General features: G+C 68.7%; 17 protein-coding genes. 15 read left to right on the plus strand and 2 right to left on the minus strand.

Annotated elements, in window-relative coordinates; genetic code table 11:
* Nucleotides 1–162: 162 nt before the first annotated feature.
* Complete coding sequence (locus M8J73_RS15125) at nucleotides 163–738, plus strand: hypothetical protein (protein WP_249828717.1); 576 nt, start codon at nucleotides 163–165, stop codon at nucleotides 736–738.
* 81 nt (nucleotides 739–819) lie between these two features.
* Here M8J73_RS15125 and M8J73_RS15130 read toward each other — a convergent pair whose 3' ends face one another.
* The gene (locus M8J73_RS15130) at nucleotides 820–1,125 is read right to left on the minus strand and encodes a ferredoxin (RefSeq protein WP_055540793.1); all 306 of its coding nucleotides are present in this window, start codon (nucleotides 1,123–1,125) and stop codon (nucleotides 820–822) included.
* A 242-nt stretch (nucleotides 1,126–1,367) separates the two neighbouring features.
* Between M8J73_RS15130 and arc the strand changes: the two genes are divergently transcribed.
* The 6 genes from arc (at nucleotide 1,368) to prcA (ending at nucleotide 7,523) form a co-directional block, all read left to right on the plus strand.
* Nucleotides 1,368–3,134, plus strand: coding sequence for a proteasome ATPase (gene arc / locus M8J73_RS15135; protein WP_055521104.1), 1,767 nt, complete (start codon nucleotides 1,368–1,370; stop codon nucleotides 3,132–3,134).
* Nucleotides 3,135–3,367: 233 nt separating this feature from the next.
* Nucleotides 3,368–4,879, plus strand: a complete 1,512-nt coding sequence (dop, locus tag M8J73_RS15140; protein ID WP_338060032.1) for a depupylase/deamidase Dop — start codon at nucleotides 3,368–3,370, stop codon at nucleotides 4,877–4,879.
* A 189-nt stretch (nucleotides 4,880–5,068) separates the two neighbouring features.
* Entirely contained in the window at nucleotides 5,069–5,287 is a 219-nt protein-coding gene (locus tag M8J73_RS15145; RefSeq protein ID WP_055540795.1) for a ubiquitin-like protein Pup, read from the plus strand.
* Between the two features lie 95 nt (nucleotides 5,288–5,382).
* The gene (locus M8J73_RS15150) at nucleotides 5,383–5,919 is read left to right on the plus strand and encodes an endonuclease VII domain-containing protein (RefSeq protein WP_372503948.1); all 537 of its coding nucleotides are present in this window, start codon (nucleotides 5,383–5,385) and stop codon (nucleotides 5,917–5,919) included.
* On the plus strand, nucleotides 5,871–6,716 hold the full coding sequence (gene prcB, locus M8J73_RS15155) for a proteasome subunit beta (RefSeq protein WP_055540796.1): 846 nt from the start codon (nucleotides 5,871–5,873) through the stop codon (nucleotides 6,714–6,716). Before M8J73_RS15150 ends, prcB begins: the two co-directional genes overlap by 49 nt.
* Before the next feature lie 69 nt (nucleotides 6,717–6,785).
* Nucleotides 6,786–7,523, plus strand: a complete 738-nt coding sequence (gene prcA / locus M8J73_RS15160; RefSeq protein ID WP_055540797.1) for a proteasome subunit alpha — start codon at nucleotides 6,786–6,788, stop codon at nucleotides 7,521–7,523.
* Nucleotides 7,524–7,637: 114 nt separating this feature from the next.
* Here the strand turns inward: prcA and M8J73_RS15165 are convergent, their stop codons facing one another.
* A complete protein-coding gene (locus M8J73_RS15165; RefSeq protein ID WP_249828718.1) occupies nucleotides 7,638–8,654 on the minus strand; it encodes a LacI family DNA-binding transcriptional regulator in 1,017 nt (338 codons plus the stop codon).
* Between the two features lie 155 nt (nucleotides 8,655–8,809).
* On the opposite strand from M8J73_RS15165, the gene M8J73_RS15170 reads away from it, so the two are divergent.
* From M8J73_RS15170 to M8J73_RS15205, 8 genes are all read left to right on the plus strand, one after another.
* Nucleotides 8,810–10,069 carry an MFS transporter gene (locus M8J73_RS15170; protein ID WP_249828719.1) on the plus strand — a complete coding sequence of 420 codons (1,260 nt, stop codon included), beginning with the start codon at nucleotides 8,810–8,812 and terminating at the stop codon, nucleotides 10,067–10,069.
* Nucleotides 10,070–10,078: 9 nt separating this feature from the next.
* Nucleotides 10,079–11,440, plus strand: a complete 1,362-nt coding sequence (pafA, locus tag M8J73_RS15175; RefSeq protein WP_055517796.1) for a Pup--protein ligase — start codon at nucleotides 10,079–10,081, stop codon at nucleotides 11,438–11,440.
* Between the two features lie 166 nt (nucleotides 11,441–11,606).
* Nucleotides 11,607–12,599: an FKBP-type peptidyl-prolyl cis-trans isomerase gene (locus M8J73_RS15180; RefSeq protein WP_055537726.1), complete on the plus strand. Its 993-nt coding sequence runs from the start codon at nucleotides 11,607–11,609 to the stop codon at nucleotides 12,597–12,599.
* Between the two features lie 61 nt (nucleotides 12,600–12,660).
* Nucleotides 12,661–13,032: an FKBP-type peptidyl-prolyl cis-trans isomerase gene (locus M8J73_RS15185; RefSeq protein WP_055537727.1), complete on the plus strand. Its 372-nt coding sequence runs from the start codon at nucleotides 12,661–12,663 to the stop codon at nucleotides 13,030–13,032.
* Between the two features lie 147 nt (nucleotides 13,033–13,179).
* Complete coding sequence (locus tag M8J73_RS15190) at nucleotides 13,180–14,157, plus strand: helix-turn-helix transcriptional regulator (RefSeq protein ID WP_055537728.1); 978 nt, start codon at nucleotides 13,180–13,182, stop codon at nucleotides 14,155–14,157.
* 14 nt (nucleotides 14,158–14,171) lie between these two features.
* Nucleotides 14,172–15,251 (plus strand): helix-turn-helix transcriptional regulator, encoded by a 1,080-nt coding sequence (locus M8J73_RS15195; RefSeq protein WP_107423928.1) that lies wholly within the window; start codon nucleotides 14,172–14,174, stop codon nucleotides 15,249–15,251.
* Between the two features lie 68 nt (nucleotides 15,252–15,319).
* Nucleotides 15,320–15,580: a hypothetical protein gene (locus M8J73_RS15200; RefSeq protein ID WP_055537729.1), complete on the plus strand. Its 261-nt coding sequence runs from the start codon at nucleotides 15,320–15,322 to the stop codon at nucleotides 15,578–15,580.
* Between the two features lie 10 nt (nucleotides 15,581–15,590).
* Entirely contained in the window at nucleotides 15,591–15,785 is a 195-nt protein-coding gene (locus tag M8J73_RS15205) for a hypothetical protein (protein ID WP_055537730.1), read from the plus strand.
* Nucleotides 15,786–16,031: the final 246 nt, after the last annotated feature.

Below are 16,031 nucleotides of genomic sequence, written 5' to 3' on the forward strand. Positions count from 1 at the left end.
GCCGAGTTCCCCGCAGAGCCCGGGAACTCGGCCACGGCGCTCTCGCGTTGACACGCCACCGGAGAGCCCCGCGAACCCCGCACCCCGCCGTTCCACCCGGCTGTGACGTGTGGCACCATGCGGGCATCCCAACCGCCACAGCCCTCCCAGGAGACGCTCCTAGTGCAGCAGCCCGCGGTCCCGGAACTGGCACACGCGCACACCCGCCCGATCCACTGGCTCGCCACGGCCACCGCCCTCGCCGGAGTCGTGGCCCTGTCGTCGGCCCTCCAACCGGACGCGGCGAGAGCCGCCCAGCCCGGCCCCGGGCCCAAGCCCGCCCCCGTGGCGGTCGCCGCCCCCGACCCGGCCGACGTCGACCTGCCCCTGGACTGCGGCCCCGTCGACGTCGTCATCAAGGAGCAGGCCTCCGCAGACCTCGACGGTGACAGCCGCCCCGAGACCGTGGCCGTCGTCCACTGCGACGCCGCTATGGGCACCCCGCCCGACGCCGTCTACGTGCTCACCCGCTCCACCGACGCCGCACGGCCCCGCGTCGTGGCCACCCTCGTCGCCCCCAAGGACCGCATCACCGTCACCGACTTCGCCGTCCGTGACGGAGCCGTCACGGCCACCCTGCACGGCTACTCCTCGCGCAACGTGCCCAATTGCTGCCCCGACGTCACCGACGACGTCGAATGGCAGTGGAGGAACGGGGCGTTCGTACGCTCGACACCCGCAGGCACCCAAAGCGTGTGACACCCCGCCCAACGGGATGTGATCACCCGGCAAACCCGGTGTGAGAAAGCTGACACGGCATGGCGCGGAGTGGCCGCCCGGTCACTCCGCGTCCGGGCCGTACACCTCGACCCTGTCCGAAACCCGACGTACGTGGATGCACTCGCCCGGACACTCCTTCGCCGAGTCCACCACGTCCGTCAGAAGCGGCAGCGGAACCGGTGCCGTCGCCCCCGGAGCCTGCAGCAACTCGTCGTCCACGCTCTTCACATACGCCAGCCCGTCGATGTCCAGCTCGAACACCTCGGGCGCGTACTGGGCGCAAATACCGTCACCGGTGCACAGGTCCTGGTCGATCCAGACCTCGAGCGCCTCGCCCACGGTCCCGGACTCCTGTCGCACGGACATCTCTCCTGCCATTCCTCTCGCCACGGTCGGGAACCAAGCAGGCCCTGACGGGTGTTGAACACTTCGACCCTACCCGGACCGGCTTCCGAATCATGTTCCGTGGGTATTCCCCTGGCGTGAGGGAGAGCGCAAGGGTGAAGATCGGACACACCCCGACCGTCTTTGTGATCTAGGGGTTTCAATCGACACCCACCCAGGTAGGGTCTGGAAGCGTCCAGCTCCCCTTGGAGGAGGTGAGGACCGTGGCAGCCCACGACGACGACATGAACCGCGGCATCCGCCCGGGACGAGGGTCCGACGACCCGGCCGGGCAGATTGCCTACCTTGAGCAGGAGATCGCCGTCCTGCGACGCAAGCTCGCCGACTCTCCGCGACACACGAGGATTCTCGAAGAGCGGATCGTCGAGCTGCAGACCAACCTGGCCGGCGTGTCCGCACAGAACGAGCGGCTCGCCAACACGCTCCGTGAGGCCCGCGACCAGATCGTGGCCCTCAAGGAAGAAGTCGACCGGCTCGCACAGCCCCCGGCCGGCTTCGGTGTCTTCCTCACGGCGAACGAGGACGGCACGGCCGACATCTTCACCGGAGGCCGAAAGCTCCGCGTGAACGTCAGCCCGAGCGTCGACCTGGAAGAGCTCCGGCGCGGCCAGGAAGTCATGCTCAACGAGGCGCTCAACGTGGTCGAAGCCATGGAGTACGAGCGCGTCGGGGACATCGTCACCCTCAAGGAGATCCTCGAGGACGGCGAGCGCGCCCTGGTGCTCGGGCACACCGACGAGGAACGGGTGGTACGGCTCGCCGAGCCGCTGCTGGACGTCACCATCCGCCCCGGCGACGCCCTGCTGCTCGAACCCCGCTCCGGCTATGTCTACGAGATCGTCCCCAAGAGCGAGGTCGAGGAACTCGTCCTCGAAGAGGTCCCGGACATCGGCTACGAACAGATCGGCGGCCTCGGCGGCCAGATCGAGGCCATCCGGGACGCGGTCGAGCTCCCGTACCTCTACCCCGACCTCTTCAAGGAGCACGAGCTGAGGCCGCCCAAGGGCGTCCTCCTCTACGGGCCCCCCGGATGCGGCAAGACGCTCATCGCCAAGGCCGTGGCCAACTCACTGGCCAAGAAGGTCGCCGAAGTGACCGGCCAGGCCGCGGGCAAGAGCTTCTTCCTCAACATCAAGGGACCCGAGCTCCTCAACAAGTACGTCGGCGAGACCGAGCGGCAGATCCGCCTCGTCTTCCAGCGTGCGAGGGAGAAGGCCAGCGAGGGCACCCCCGTCATCGTCTTCTTCGACGAAATGGAATCCCTCTTCCGCACCCGCGGATCCGGAGTCAGCTCGGACGTGGAGAACACCATCGTCCCCCAGCTGCTCGCCGAGATCGACGGCGTGGAAGGCCTGCAGAACGTGGTCGTGATCGGCGCCTCCAACCGCGAGGACATGATCGACCCCGCCATCCTGCGCCCCGGCCGACTCGACGTGAAGATCAAGATCGAGCGTCCCGACGCCGAGGCCGCCAAGGACATCTTCGGCAAGTACCTCACCGAGCGCCTCCCGCTGCACTCCGACGACCTCGGCGAGCACGGCGGCAGCAAGGCCACCACCGTCCAGAGCATGATCCAGACGGCAGTGGAACACATGTACGCCGAATCCGAGGAGAACCGCTTCCTGGAAGTCACCTACGCCAACGGAGACAAGGAAGTCCTCTACTTCAAGGACTTCAACAGCGGCGCCATGATCGAGAACATCGTCGGCCGCGCCAAGAAGATGGCGATCAAGGACTTCCTCGAAAAGAACCAGAAGGGCCTCCGCGTCTCCCACCTCCTCCAGGCCTGCGTGGACGAGTTCAAGGAGAACGAGGACCTGCCCAACACCACCAACCCGGACGACTGGGCCCGAATCTCCGGAAAGAAGGGCGAACGGATCGTCTACATCCGTACCCTGATCACCGGAAAGCAGGGTGCCGACACCGGACGCTCCATCGACACGGTGGCGAACACCGGACAGTACCTGTAAAAGACAGGGCGGCTGCGGGTGCCCTCAGTGGGTACCCGCAGCCGACTGTTTTTCGGGTCACGGCTGGAGCAGTCAATGACGCAAATGATCTCCCCACCAGCGCGAAGCCGTTCTAGGCTCGTTCGTACCGCCGAGTCGCGCAGTGCGGGGACGGGCACCGCACACGCACCGGAGCGCCAGCGGTACTTGAGCAGCGTCCCCGACCGAGGGCGCCGCCGGGCAAGGAGGGCCGCATGACCGTACGGCGAGTAATGGGCATCGAGACGGAGTACGGGATCTCCGTCCCCGGCCACCCCAATGCCAATGCCATGCTCACCTCGTCCCAGATCGTCAACGCCTACGCCGCGGCGATGCACCGGGCCCGCCGGGCCCGCTGGGACTTCGAGGAGGAGAACCCGCTGAGGGACGCGCGAGGCTTCGACCTCGCCCGTGAGGCCGCCGACTCCAGCCAGCTCACCGACGAGGACATCGGCCTGGCCAACGTCATCCTCACCAACGGCGCACGCCTCTACGTCGACCACGCACACCCCGAATACAGCGCCCCCGAGGTCACCAACCCCCGGGACGCCGTCCTCTGGGACAAGGCCGGCGAACGGATCATGGCCGAAGCCGCCGAACGGGCGGCCCAGCTCCCCGGCGCGCAGCCGATCCACCTCTACAAGAACAACACCGACAACAAGGGCGCCTCCTACGGCACGCACGAGAACTACCTGATGAAGCGGGAGACCCCCTTCTCGGACATCGTGCGCCACCTCACGCCGTTCTTCGTCTCCCGCCAGGTCTTCGCCGGCGCCGGGCGCGTCGGCATCGGCCAGGACGGCCACGAACACGGCTTCCAGCTCAGCCAGCGCGCCGACTACTTCGAGGTCGAGGTCGGCCTGGAGACCACCCTCAAGCGCCCCATCATCAACACCCGCGACGAACCCCACGCGGACGCCGAGAAGTACCGCCGCCTCCACGTGATCATCGGCGACGCGAACCTCTCGGAGATCTCCACCTACCTGAAGCTGGGCACCACCGCCCTCGTCCTCTCCATGATCGAGGACGGCTTCATCGCCGTGGACCTCGCCGTCGACCAGCCCGTACGCACCCTCCACCAGGTCTCCCACGACCCGACGCTGCAACGGCTGATCACCCTCCGCAGCGGACGCACGCTGACCGCCGTGCAACTCCAGATGGAGTACTACGAGCTGTCGCGCAAATACGTGGAGGAGCGGTTCGGGGCGGACGCCGACGACCAGACCAAGGACGTCCTCAGCCGCTGGGAGGACACCCTGAACCGTCTGGAGAACGACCCCATGAGCCTGGCCGGAGAGCTCGACTGGGTCGCCAAGCGGGAACTCATGGAGGGCTACCGGCGCCGTGACGGCCTCGACTGGGACGCCGCCCGGCTCCACCTGGTCGACCTCCAGTACGCCGACGTACGGGCCGACAAGGGCCTGTACAACCGTCTCGTGGCCCGCGGCAGGATGAAGCGGCTCCTGGACGAGACGGAGGTCGAGCGGGCCCGTACGAAGCCGCCGGAGGACACCCGCGCGTACTTCCGTGGCCGCTGCCTGGAGCAGTACGCCGACGACGTCGCGGCCGCCTCCTGGGACTCCGTGATCTTCGATCTTCCGGGCCGGGATTCGCTCCAGCGGGTTCCAACCCTCGAACCCCTTCGCGGAACGCGAAATCACGTCAAGGAGCTCCTGGACCGCTGCCGCACGGCAGAAGACCTGGTCAAGGTCCTGTCCGGCGGCTGAACCGGGGTTCGAACCCGATCAGCCGGGCAGGGTGGAAACAGCGCTGTCCGGGAATCATCGAGGTGGTTCCCGGACGTTGTCGAAACAACGGGGCCAATGTCAGATCGGGCTTGTAGGGTCTGATCATGACCGATCGGCAGGAAAGCCGACCTGCCGACCATGTCGGGCGAACTGAGCGGGGTGAGGGTTATGGCGACCAAGGACACCGGCGGCGGACAGCAGAAGGCCACCCGTTCCACCGAAGAGGTCGAGGAGCAGGCGCCCGAGGCGCAGGCCGGCGAGGACCTCAAGGAACGACACGAGAAGCTGAGCGACGACGTCGACTCGGTTCTGGATGAAATCGACGATGTCCTGGAAGAGAACGCCGAGGATTTCGTGAGGTCCTTCGTTCAGAAGGGTGGAGAGTAGCTTCACCTTTGATTCGAAGGTGAAGTGGGAATCGTTCGGTGGAGGAGCAATCGGGGGTGCGGCGCTGTTCGCGGTGCAAGGAGTACTTACCGCGGGTGGCGTTCGCCAGTAACAAATCCATGTCTGACGGCCTTCAGGCGTACTGCCGGGAGTGCTCGACCGAGTACTACCGGCAGCGTCAGGAGGCCAAGGGTAAAAAGGTCCGGCCCAAGGTGCCGGTTCCTCGTGGGCACAAGCGATGCCCCCAGTGCGAACAGGTCAAGCCGCACTCCGAATGGGAGCCGAACAAGTCCGCGTCCGATGGGTGGGCGAGCTACTGCCGGAAATGCCGTGCGGAGCGTAATCGGATCAGCTACTTCAAGCGCAAGTACGGCCTCACCCCAGCCGAGTTGGACGCCATGGTGGCCGAGCAGCACGGCATCTGTTGTATCTGTCTCGCTGGTCCGGCCGAGCATGTGGATCACTGCCACCAGACGGGTAGGGTCCGAGGCGTACTGTGCTTCAGCTGCAACGCGGCGCTGGGGCAGTTCAAGGATCGGCCCGACGTCATGAGGCGGGCTGCGACATACGTGGAAGGAAACGCGTGGAAGCCAACACTCGTAGCACCGGGCGTCTACCAGCTGCCTTCCTGACGCCTGGGTCGTCGTCCTTCATGGACTTCCTGTCGGAGCACCAGCCGGAGCTGCTGCCCGGCAAGCGGCAGCTGCCGCCGACCCAGGGCGTGATCGAGGCCCCGCACGGCACGACGATCGTGGCCGTGACGTTCCCCGGCGGTGTGGTGCTCGCCGGCGACCGACGGGCCACGATGGGGAACATCATCGCGCAGCGGGACATCGAGAAGGTGTTCCCCGCGGACGAGTACTCGGCGGTGGGAATCGCCGGTACGGCCGGTCTGGCCGTGGAGATGGTCAAGCTGTTCCAGCTGGAGCTGGAGCACTTCGAGAAGGTCGAGGGGGCGCAGCTCTCCCTGGAGGGCAAGGCGAACCGTCTGTCGACCATGATCCGTTCCAACCTCGGCATGGCGATGCAGGGTCTGGCGGTGGTCCCGCTGTTCGCGGGCTACGACGTGGACCGGGAGAAGGGCCGCATCTTCTCCTACGACGTGACGGGTGGCCGTTCCGAGGAGTCCGGTTACGCGGCCACGGGTTCCGGCTCGATCTTCGCGCGCGGTGCCATGAAGAAGCTCTTCCGTGAGGATCTGACCGAGGAGCAGGCCACGACGCTCGTGGTGCAGGCTCTGTATGACGCGGCTGACGACGACTCGGCGACCGGTGGTCCCGATGTCGCCCGCCGGATCTACCCGATCGTCACCGTGATCACCGAGGACGGCTTCCGCCGGCTCACCGACGAGGAGTCGTCCGGGATCGCCCGCTCGATCCTGGAGCGGCGTCTGGAGCAGCCCGACGGTCCGCGGGCCGCGCTGCTCTAGCCGGTCCGGCGCAGACGGCCCTCTTATCAAGGTGATCCAGTGACTTCGACAGAAAGGGACGGATAACCGGTGTCGACGCCGTTCTATGTCTCACCCCAGCAGGCCATGGCCGACCGGGCGGAGTACGCCCGCAAGGGCATCGCCCGTGGCCGCAGCCTGGTCGTGCTGCAGTATGCCGACGGCATCGTGTTCGTCGGCGAGAACCCGTCCCGTGCGCTGCACAAGTTCAGCGAGATCTACGACCGGATCGGTTTCGCGGCCGCCGGCAAGTACAACGAGTACGAGAACCTGCGGATCGGTGGTGTGCGCTACGCCGACCTGCGGGGGTACACCTACGACCGTGACGATGTGACCGCTCGCGGTCTCGCGAACGTCTACGCCCAGACGCTGGGCACGATCTTCTCCTCGGCGGCCGAGAAGCCGTACGAGGTGGAGCTGGTCGTGGCCGAGGTGGGGGAGACGCCCGAGGGCGATCAGATCTACCGTCTGCCGCACGACGGCTCGATCGTCGACGAGCACGGTTCGGTGGCGGTGGGTGGTAACGCCGAGCAGATCAGCAGCTATCTGGACCAGCGTCACCAGGACGGTATGTCCTTGGCGGAGGCCCTGAAGCTGGCGGTTCAGGCGCTGTCGCGGGACACCAACGGCACGCAGCGGGAGATCCCCGCCGAGCGGCTGGAGGTGGCGGTTCTGGACCGTACGCGTCCGCAGCAGCGCAAGTTCAAGCGCATCGTCGGCCGTCAGCTGGCCCGTCTTCTGGAGACGGACGGCGCGTCCACGGAGGCCGAGAGCTCCGAGGAGGAGTAGGCCGGCAGTCCAGCGTCAGTCCGCCCGTAGTGCGCCCCGGCCGATCATGGCCGGGGCGCGCGGCGTTGGAGGGGGTGTGCCGCTCAGGGTGTGCCGCTCACCCCGATGGCGTGTTCAGGCCCGTGCGCGGGCCGTGGAGCCCCGTACGACGAGTTCCACGGGGATGTCTCCCTCCTGGGGTGTGCGGCCCTCCAGGACCGCCAGGAGGGCGGCCATGCCGCGTTCCCCGAAGGTTTCGGCGTCGAGGCGCACGGTCGTGAGCTCGGGGTCGAGTGCGGTGGCGAGGCCGAGGTCGTCGACGCCGGTGACGGAGATGTCGTCGGGGACCCGGAGTCCGAGGCGGCGCAGTGCCTTGTAGGCGCCGGCGGCGAGTTTGTCGTCGTCGCAGACGAGTGCGGTGGGCCGGGGGCCGTCGGGCCCGGTGAGCGCGGCTTCCGTGGCGGCCAGGGCGCCCTCGATGGAGATGGGTGCGGTCACCGTCCGCAGGGTGGTTCCGGCGACCGTGGCGACCCGTGTGGCGAGTTCCTGGGCGCGTACCTCGAAGGTCCAGGAGGGGACGTCGGCGGCGAGGTGCAGGAAGTGTCGGTGGCCCAGGGCGAGGAGGTGGTCGGCGACCTGTCGTGCGCCGTCCCCGATGTCGAGGTTGACGGTGACGGCGCCGTGGCTGCCCCTGGGGTCGCTGTCGAGCATCACCAGGGGCAGTTGGTCGCCGCGGATGGCGGTGAGTGCGTCGGCGGCCATGGAGGAGGCGATGACGCCGTCGAGGGCGGCCTGGGCGGAGGCGAAGGGGTCGCGGGCGGGGCCGATGCCTTCGGGGGAGGGGTAGAGGACGACGCCGAAGCCGTGCCGGGCGGCGACGCGGGCGGCTCCGGTGTAGACGCCGCCGAAGAACTCGGTGGTGAGGGCGGGGACGACGAGGAGGACGGTGCGGGTGCGGCCGAGGCGGAGGTTGCGTGCGGCGAGGTTGGGCCGGTAGCCGAGTTCGCGGGCGGCTTCGCGGACGCGTTCGGCGGTGGTCTCGGAGACGCGGCCGCGCCATTTGTCGCCGAGGACGAGGGAGACGGCGGCCTGGGAGACACCGGCGGCCTGGGCGACGTCACGGCTCGTGGGCCGTGTACCTGCTCGTGCCACCGTGTGCGTGCTCCTTCGTGGGACTCGTGCGTATGGACTCGTCGTCCGCGCTCATGGTACGTATGGCAGAGGACGTTATACGTAACACTTCCTCCGTCGGCCCGTGCGGACCGGTGAGGGCGACGAGTCGACGAGAGTCGTTCGAGGGGCGGAACATGGCAGCCGGATACCTGGAGATCCTCAGGGCGCGGCACGCCGCGCGTCTGTTGGCGGGCACCCTGGTGGGGCGGTTGCCGAACGCGACGGCCGCGATCGCGATCGTGCTGTTCGTGCGGGCGGAGGGCGGGACGTACAGCCTGGCGGGGGCGCTGGCCGCCGTGTACGGCGTGGCGAACGCGGTGGGGCAGCCGCTGCTGGGCCGTCTGGTGGATCTGCGCGGGCAGCCGCGGGTGCAGCTGCCCGCGGCGCTGGTGTCGGCGCTCGGCATGACCGTCTTCGCGCTCTCGGGGCTGGATCCGCTGCCCGTCGCGTATCTCTCGATGGCGGTCGCGGGGCTGTTCACGCCCCCGCTGGAGGGCGGGCTGCGGGCCCTGTGGTCGTCGGTCCTGCGCCGGGAGGACCAGGTGCACACGGCGTACGCGATGGACGCGGTGGCCCAGGAGATCATGTTCACGGTGGGGCCGCTGCTGGTGACGCTGTGCGTGGCGCTGTGGTCCGCGGCGGCGGCGCTGGTCGTGCTCAATGTCATCGGGGTGCTCGGCGCGCTGTGGGTGGTGGTCTCGCCGCCGTCGCGGGCCTGGCGGTCGGCGCCGCGGGAGGCGCACTGGCTGGGCGCGCTGCGCTCGCCGGGGATGCTGGCGCTGCTCGGGGCGTTCCTGTTCGTGGGCATCGCGCTGGGTTCGATCACGGTCGCCGCGGTGTCGTACGCGGATGGTCACGGCGGGGACGCGGTGTACGGCTGGCTGATGGCGGGCGTGGGCCTGGGCGCGCTCGTCGGCGGTACGGCGTACGGGGCGCGGCGGTGGAACGGGGCGCCCGAGCGGCGGTTGCAGGTCCTGGTGGGGCTGCTTGCGGTCTGCTATGTGCCGTTGACGCTGATGCCGGGTCCGGTCGGGATGACGGGACTGACGACGCTCGCGGGGGTGTTCCTGGCGCCGGCGATCGCGTGCGGGTTCGTGCTGGTGGACCGGCACGCGCCGCGGGGGACGGTGACGGAGGCGTTCTCGTGGATCGTGACGACGTTCACTGTGGGCCAGTCGGTGGGTACGGCGGTGGCGGGGCCGGTCGTGGAGTGGGGCGGGACGCTGTGGGGGTTCGTGGTGCCGGGTGCCTCGGGGGCCGTGTCGCTGCTGGTTCTGCTGGCGACGGGACGGGTTCTGGCTGTTCCCTCGGGGGGTGCGGTGGTAGCGGTCTCATCGGAAAATGATCCAAACCGTGCTGTCGAACCCCGTTTCAGGTCGGTGGATCGGGCGTAATGTTCAGTCATGGACCGCCGCATTTTCGGGCTGGAGAACGAGTACGGCGTCACGTGCACGTTCAGGGGACAGCGCCGTCTGTCTCCTGACGAGGTGGCGCGGTACCTCTTCCGCCGTGTCGTGTCATGGGGCCGCAGCAGCAATGTGTTTCTGCGGAACGGGGCCCGCCTCTATCTCGACGTGGGCTCACATCCGGAATACGCGACACCCGAATGTGACAACGTGACCGAGCTGGTCACTCACGACAAGGCCGGCGAGCGCATTCTGGAAGGACTGCTGGTCGACGCCGAACGCCGCCTGCACGAGGAGGGAATCGCGGGCGACGTCTATCTCTTCAAGAACAACACGGACTCGGCGGGCAACTCATACGGTTGCCATGAGAACTATCTGGTGGCGCGGCACGGGGAGTTCTCCCGGCTCGCCGACATCCTCATTCCGTTCCTGGTCACGCGGCAGTTGTTGTGTGGCGCGGGCAAGGTGTTGCAGACGCCGCGTGGTGCTGTGTACTGCGTGAGTCAGCGTGCGGAGCACATCTGGGAGGGCGTCAGCTCGGCGACGACGCGTTCCCGGCCGATCATCAACACGCGTGACGAGCCGCACGCGGACGCGGAGCGGTACCGCCGGCTCCATGTGATCGTGGGCGACTCGAACATGTCCGAGACGACCATGCTGCTGAAGGTCGGTGCCACCGATCTGGTGCTGCGCATGATCGAGGCGGGCACGGTGATGCGGGACCTGACGCTGGAGAACCCGATCCGGGCGATCCGCGAGGTCAGCCATGACATCACGGGCCGGCGCAAGGTACGGCTGGCCAGTGGCCGGGAGGCGTCCGCGCTGGAGGTGCAGCGCGAGTACTTCGAGAAGGCCGTGGACTTCTGCGAGCGGCGCGGTATCCGCACGGGCACCGTGGAGCAGGTCCTGGAGCTGTGGGGTCGCACGCTGGACGCGATCGAGGCCGAGGACCTGGACCGGATCGGTACCGAAATCGACTGGGTGATGAAGTACAAGCTCATCGAGCGGTACCGGGCCAAGCACAACATGACCATGTCGCATCCGCGGGTCGCGCAGATAGACCTCGCGTATCACGACATTCACCGTCGTCGTGGGTTGTACTACCTCTTGGAGAGGAAAGGTCAAGCCGCCCGGATCTGCAATGACTTGAAGATCTTCGAGGGCAAGTCGGTTCCGCCGCAGACGACTCGGGCGCGGCTGCGTGGTGACTTCATCCGGCGGGCGCAGGAACAGCGCCGGGATTTCACGGTCGACTGGGTGCATCTGAAGCTCAACGACCAGGCGCAGCGCACGGTGTTGTGCAAGGACCCGTTCCGTTCGGTGGACGACCGGGTGGAGAAGCTGATCGCCGGAATGTGAGCCGGAATGTTCCGGGTGTGTCACCCGCTCTGGAATTCACCGGGGCGGGTGGCCTCTGCGTCGGAACGCAACGCGGGGCGCCGTACGTTTGCCGTACGGCGCCCTTCTCACGCCGTAGAGTTGCGCGCACGCATCCGACAAGATCGACCGATACGAGGCCCTCACCGTGCGCCGACGCTCACTCCTCATCGCTGTCCCCGCTGGACTGGTCACGCTCGCCGCCTGTGGTGACGACAAGTCCGACTCGGCCAAGGCCAGCAGCAGCCCGTCCGCGTCGGCGAGTGCGGCGAAGCCGCCGAAGATCGTGGACGGTCCGCTGCCCGCGATCACGGACGGGGTGAAGTTCGACGAGAAGCCGACCGTAGCGAAGGGCAGTGGGGATCCGTCGAAGAACCTGGCCGTGAAGACGGTGATCGCGGGCACCGGCAAGACGGTCGCCGAGGGTGACTACATCCAGGCGAACTATCTGGGGCAGATCTGGAAGACGGCCAAGGTCTTCGACAACTCCTACGACCGCAAGACGCCGCTGGTCATCCAGCTGAGCCCGCAGGGCATCATCGACGGCTGGCGCTACGGGCTGACCGGCAAGAAGGCCGGCAGCCGGGTCGAGATGGCCGTGCCGCCGACCTGGGGCTACGGCACCCAGGGGAACCCCCAGGCGGGTATCAAGGGCGACGACACGCTGGTCTTCGTGGTGGACATCCAGAACACGTTCAACGCCAAGAGTTCCGCCAAGGGCAAGAACGTCCCGCAGAACGACGCGAAGCTGCCGAAGGTGAGCACGAACACCGACGGCAAGGCCCCCACCATCGACATCCCGAAGGCGGACCCGCCGGCCGGTCTGGCCTCGACGTACATCATCGAGGGCGACGGCCCGGAGGTCGCCGCCGACGACAGCCTGCTGGTGCAGTACAAGGGCGTCATCTGGGACACCGGCAAGGAGTTCGACTCCTCGTACAGCCGGGACGCGCTGAGCTCGTTCGGGATGCAGCAGGTCGTCAAGGGCTGGCAGCAGGGCATGGCGGGCAAGAAGGTGGGCAGCCGCCTTCTGATCGTGATTCCTCCGAAGCTCGGTTACGGCGACACGCCGCCGAGTGGCAGCGACATCAAGAAGGACTCCACGATGGTCTTCACCGTGGACATCCTCGCGAAGATGTGAGTACGCGGGATGCGAGACTGTCCCGCGTTGTCTTTTCGTACAAGAGCAGGAGCCTGAAGACGTGAGCATTGAGAAGCCCGAGATCGACTTCCCCGGTGGCGAGCCCCCGAAGGACCTTGAGATCAAGGACATCTGGGAGGGCGAGGGCCCGGTCGCGCAGGCGGGCCAGAAGGTCACCGTGCACTACGTGGGCGTGGCCTTCAGCACCGGCGAGGAGTTCGACGCCAGCTGGAACCGTGGTACGCCGTTCAGCTTCCCGCTGGGTGGTGGCCGTGTCATCAAGGGCTGGGACCAGGGCGTGCAGGGCATGAAGGTCGGCGGCCGCCGTCAGCTGACCATCCCCGCGCACCTCGCCTACGGCAACCAGAGCCCCACCCCGGCGATCAAGCCGGGCGAGACGCTGATCTTCGTGGTCGACCTGCTCGGGGTCTGATCATCGTACGACCGGAGCGGCCCGGTCCTGTGACCGGAGCCGACCACCTGGGGTCCATGCCTGTCCGGGCATGGGCCCTCGGCTTTTGCCGCGACGCTCGGTAGCGGTACGGTCGTGCCGCAGAAGCACCCATAGGGAAGGGCGTCGATGGCCATTGCCAAGGCCGAGCGGTTGATGAACCTGGCGCTGTGTCTGCTGGGGACGCGCCGACCGCTCAGCAAGCGCGAGCTGCGGGATTCCATCGAGGCGTATGTGGAGGCCGCCAGGCCGGGTATGGACGCAGCCGGGTCCGACGACTCCTTCAACCGCATGTTCGAGCGCGACAAGGACGATCTGCGCGAACTCGGCCTGGTCATCGAGACGGTGGAGAACCTCGACGGCGAGGTCGGCTACCAGGCCCGCCGCGACAGCAACAGCCTCCCGCCCATCACCCTCGACGCCGAGGAGGCCGCGGCCCTCGGGCTCGCCGCCAAGGTGTGGCAGCAGGCCCGGCTCGCCGGGGCCGCGAGCGGTGCCCTGCAGAAGCTGCGCGCGGCCGGCCTCCCCGAGGACGTCGACCCGTACGAGGCCCATGGGGCGCTGGAGCCGCGGATCCCGGTGCACGAGGCCGCCTTCGAGCCGCTGATGCTGGCCTGCCGGGACCGCCGCCCGGTGGTGTTCGAGTACCGCAAGGCCACCGCCGCCCGCCCTGAGCCCCGCCATGTGGAGCCGTGGGCGCTGGAGTGCTGGCGCGGCCACTGGTACCTCGCCGGTTTCGACCGGGACCGGGGCGCCGAGCGGGTCTTCCGGCTGTCGCGGATCACCGGCAAGGTGCGCAGCCGGGGCGGCGCCTTCACCGCCGAGGTCCCGGACGTCGTCACGGTGCGGGAGACCGTCGCGAGCTGGGCGGGGGAGACCGCCGACCGCTCCGCGCTGATCCGGCTCCGCACGGGCGCCGGCTATCCGCTGCGGGCCAGGGCCACCGCCGTGCGGGAACTCGGTGACGGCTGGGACGAGTTGGAGATTCCGTACGGGCACGGTCTGGACGCCTGGCTGGTCGAGTTCGGGCCCGACGTGGTCGTCCTGGACCCCGCCGAGCTGCGGGCCGACGTGGTGGACCGGCTGCGTGCCGTGGCCAAGGGTTGAGGGGACGTAAGAAAGTGGTGGGAAAACCGGCCCGGCCGGCGAACGCCATCGACCAGACCCGGCGGATGCTCTCCCTGGTCACGTATCTGCGCGAGCGCCCCGGCGCCCGTATCGAGGACGTGGCCCGCGCCTTCGGGATCACCGAGGACGAGCTGGTGTCGGACCTCGATGTGCTGCCCATGTGCGGGACCAGCTTCCGCGGCGGTGACCTGCTCGACATCGACACCGACGGCGAGCGGATCTGGTGGCACAACCCGGCCGCGCTCGGGGCGGAGGCCGCCGAGCCGCTGAGGCTGGCCGCCGACGAGGCCACCGCCCTGCTCGTGGCCGCCCGCGCGGTCGCCACGCTGCCCGGGCTGCGCGAGAGCGACCGGCAGGCGCTGCTGCGGGCCACCGCCAAGGTGGAGACGGCCGCGGGCGAGGCGGCCGGGGCCAGCTCCCGGCTGTCGGTGACCTTCGAGTCGGAGGGCGGTGTCTTCGCCGACGTCGACCGGGCCATCTCGGAGCGCCGACGGCTGTGGATCCGCTACTACTCGCCGGCCCGCGACGAGGTCACCGAACGGGAGATCGACCCGATTCGCCTGGTCAGCGTGGGTCACACCTATGTCGAGGCATGGTGCCGCCGCTCGGAGGCGCGCCGGACCTTCCGTCTCGACCGGGTCGCCGAGATCAAGATCCTCGACGAGCCGTCCGCGCCGCCCGAGATCGAGCTGCGGGATCTGTCGGAGGCGCTGGTGCAGCCGGCCGCAGAGGACCCGGAGGTCGTCGTCGAGGTCGGGCCCGGCGGACGGTGGGTCGCCGAGTACTACCCGCACGACAGCGCCGAGGAGCTCCCGGACGGCGGGCTGCGGATCACCCTGCGCACGCCCGACCCCGCCTCGCTGCGGCGGCTCGCGCTGCGGCTCGGGCCGGACGGGCGGATCGTCTCGCCCCAGGACCTGGCCGACAACGCCCGACGGGCGGCCCGGGAGGCCCTGGCGGCCTACGACGAGGCCGGACCGGCGTACGCCGGGCTCGACGCCCGGCTCGGTGCGCCCCGTGCGGTCGATGGAGCTCAGGAGCGGCGGTACGACAGACAGGAGCGAGGGCTGTGAACGGCGGGTCGGCTGTGTCTGGAGCTCAGGGCCTGCAGGGTGTGCAGGGTTTACAGGGCGTGCCGGAGATGTCGGCGGCGGTCGCGTTCGCGGGCATGAAGCGGGTGGTCGACGTGGTGTTCAGGGCCGGATGCCCCGACTGCCGGGCCAACTTCGAACTCGGCGCGAGCGCGCTGCGGCTGGCCATCGGCGCCACCAGCAAGACCACGTTCTACTCCTTCACCTGCCCCGAGTGCGGTGTGGCCGTCCGCAAGCCGGCCGGGGAGCGCATCGTCGAGCTGCTGACCGGGGGCGGCGTGCGGACGCTGCGGCTCCATTCGCCGGGCTAGGGTCGTCGCTATGTTCTGGCCGATGTTCGCTGTCGCTATGGGTTTTCTGGGGCTCTCCGTGCTGGGGGTGCTCGCCGTCCGGGTCTTCGTCGAGGCCCAGCGGCTGGGCCGGCAGGTCACCGAGTCGGCGCGGCGGATCAACAGGGCGGCGGAGGACCTGGAGCGGGCGACGGCGAGCGCGGCCCGCTCCGTGGACGCGCTGTGAGTGGCCGGCCTGCTCCACTGCGCTGTGCGTGGGCGGCCTGTTCCGTGGACGCGGCGTGAGCGGACCGCTGACCTGCTCTGTGGGCGCGGCGTGAACGAGCCGGCACACCTGCTCTGTGGACGCGGCGTGAGCGAGCCGCTGACCTGACCCGTGGCCGTGCTGTGAGCCGTCGGCCTGCTCCGTGGACGCGCTGTGAGCGGTCGACCCGCTTCGTGGACACGCCGTGAGGTAAGAGCGTGGCTGCGG

Source organism: Streptomyces neyagawaensis (genome assembly GCF_023516595.1).
Lineage (GTDB): Bacteria > Actinomycetota > Actinomycetes > Streptomycetales > Streptomycetaceae > Streptomyces > Streptomyces neyagawaensis.